Below are 2338 nucleotides of genomic sequence, written 5' to 3'. Positions count from 1 at the left end.
ACCCACGCCAAGCGCGACGGCTCCGACTGGATCCTCAACGGCCGCAAGATGTGGATCACCGGCACACTGCCCGCCCTCGTACGCCGGCCGGCGCTGTGGTTCGAACCCCACGTTCCACTGGCCCTGCTCTGGACTGCCCACGACCGGAGGGAGGACTGGCTGCGGGCCGGACAAGCCCTGCAGTACGGGCTTCTCACGGCGACCGCCCGCGGTCGGCGTACCTCGTTCCTCCACCAGGTCATGGAATGGCCGGACCTGCGGGCCGGCGACGGCCTAGCCGCGACACAAGCGGTGCCATCCGCAGGTGCTGATCCGTTTCGGCTACGGCCCGGACGGCGCCGGCACACCGCGAGCGCTCGGCCGCCGTGCTGCTCGTCCCGCAGCACCGCCCGCAGCGGCACAACAGGCTGCGCCCAGCGGGCGGTCTCTCACGGCGCTCCGGCCGCCCCGGGGCCGCGGGGCGAGCGGTGCGGACAAGTTCCTACTGTGCCTGGACGTCCGGCTCCTCGGGACTTCCGATCGGTTTCCCGCCCGTGGTGAAAATGTCGGGCTCAGGCCGAATCCCTCCGACAGTCCACCTCTTGGCGAAGGGCTCCAACCTCTCCGCGAACGGATCGGGATTGCTGGTGACCGAGTTGGTCGCCCAATGCCGGACCGCTCCAGCTGCCCAGTCGTCCTGGCCCGCCGAATGAGGCCCTATGGCCCGCAGCATGGGGCCGGCCAACCCTCCTCCAAAGAGGGACGGTGGCGCAGGGTTGTCGGAACGGAAAAGAAGTTCTGCGAAGGAGCCGTGATGCAGCCCCGGGAAGTCGATGCCGCAGCAGTTCAAGCCCTGCTGGCCGCGGCAGTGGCGGCGCCGTCGATCCACAACACGCAGCCCTGGCGGTTCGGCCTGGACCCGGACAGCCGATCGATCGAAGTCCGTATCGACCGGGGACGGCAGCTGCCTATGGCTGATCCCGAGCTGCGCTCCGCGCACCTGTCGGTGGGCGCTGCCGTCTTCAACCTCCGGGTGGCCGCGGCGCACCTGGGGTGGGACCCCATCGTCCGGCTGCTTCCCGTCACCGACGATCCAGACCTGCTCGCCGCCGTGCAGCTGGCCGGGACTGCCGCAGACGGCCAGCTGCCCCATGATCTGTATGAGGCGGTCGAGCGGCGTCACACGAGCCGGATGCCGTTCACCGGCCGCCCGGTTCCGGAGCCGATCGTGGCGGAGATGATCAGCGCGGCTCGGGCCGAGGGCGCCCACTTGGACGTGCCCGACATCCCAGGGACCCGGCGACTGCTGCGCCTGACCCAGGCGGCGGAGGCGCGCAACGCCGTCCATCCGGTCCGTGCGGCCGAGGCGCGTGCCTGGATCACCGCTCCGGGAACGGACACTTCCTACGGCATTCCTGTAACAGCCCTCGGCCCGCGGGATGCGTCCGGGCGGATGCCGGTACGGGACTTCACCGGAGCGCTGGCCGCGCCGTGGCTGCCCGCCCTGCGTTTCGAACGCCACGCCCAGGTGGCCATGCTGTGGACCTCCCACGACCGGCGGGAGGACTGGCTGAGGGCGGGCCAGGCCCTGGAGCGCGTGCTGCTCACGGCGACCCGGCGTGGGGTGCGTACTTCGATGCTGCACCAGGCGATGGAGTGGACGGACCTGCGGGCGGCGATGGCCGGCTCGAAGCAGCGGTGCTGCCCGCAGTCGCTGATCCGATTCGGGTACGGCCCCGACGGCGGCAGGACGCCCCGTGCGCCCGCGCGCCCCGAGCCCGGCTCCGCCCCGGGACCGGAGCCGCAGACGCCTTGTACGAGCACCGACACGAGGTCCGAGCCGACGGACTGACGCCGCACGGTCGTCACGCGCCCTGCCCGCGCGGTGGCACCAAAAGCCCGGCGGACTGCCCGGCAAGCGGGCTTCACTGTGTGCCGCGGGTCGCCCTGAGTTCGCGTCCGGTGACCATCTCCGACTCGATCCGTACGAACGCCGCGTCCCGCAGGGGCATCCAGGAAATGGGGCCTGCTTGCGACAGCTGCTTGTGCTCGGCGGGATCGGTCACCACGGTGGCCCGTCCGGTGACGACCACACTCCAACCGGAGCGGGTGGCCGCGTCGAACTCGTCCGCCTCGAAGGCGACCACGACGCCGTCGATGGCGCGCACGAGATCCGAGTCCGGTGAGGTGCGCAGCAGGACGGAGGCGTCCGCGTCGAGGGAGAAGTTGACGGGGAGGACCGCGGGCAGCGCTTGCCGGGTGTAGACCACGCGGCCGACCGGCACCTTGGCGAGCAGGCGCAGGCCACGAGATGACCGGATCGGAGACATACGCCCAATTCCTCAACGGCGACCGCACC

The 2338-nt window shown here is 71.3% G+C and carries 2 protein-coding genes and 1 pseudogene; 2 read left to right on the top strand and 1 reads right to left on the bottom strand.

Features of this window, described 5'->3' with window-relative positions:
- Both ABZ281_RS46280 and ABZ281_RS46275 read left to right on the top strand, forming a co-directional pair.
- Positions 1–355, top strand: a pseudogene (locus tag ABZ281_RS46280) (hypothetical protein); the annotation flags it as partial.
- A 438-nt stretch (positions 356–793) separates the two neighbouring features.
- Positions 794–1831, top strand: coding sequence for a hypothetical protein (locus ABZ281_RS46275; RefSeq protein WP_356664507.1), 1038 nt, complete (start codon positions 794–796; stop codon positions 1829–1831).
- A 73-nt stretch (positions 1832–1904) separates the two neighbouring features.
- On the opposite strand, the gene ABZ281_RS46270 is transcribed toward ABZ281_RS46275, so the two are convergent.
- On the bottom strand, positions 1905–2309 hold the full coding sequence (locus tag ABZ281_RS46270; RefSeq protein WP_356664505.1) for a pyridoxamine 5'-phosphate oxidase family protein: 405 nt from the start codon (positions 2307–2309) through the stop codon (positions 1905–1907).
- Positions 2310–2338: the final 29 nt, after the last annotated feature.

The sequence above is a fragment of the Streptomyces sp. NPDC006265 genome, from assembly GCF_040613555.1.
GTDB lineage: Bacteria > Actinomycetota > Actinomycetes > Streptomycetales > Streptomycetaceae > Streptomyces.
Note: the sequence above shows the minus strand (reverse complement) of the source record. Positions and strands in the feature narration are given on the sequence as shown.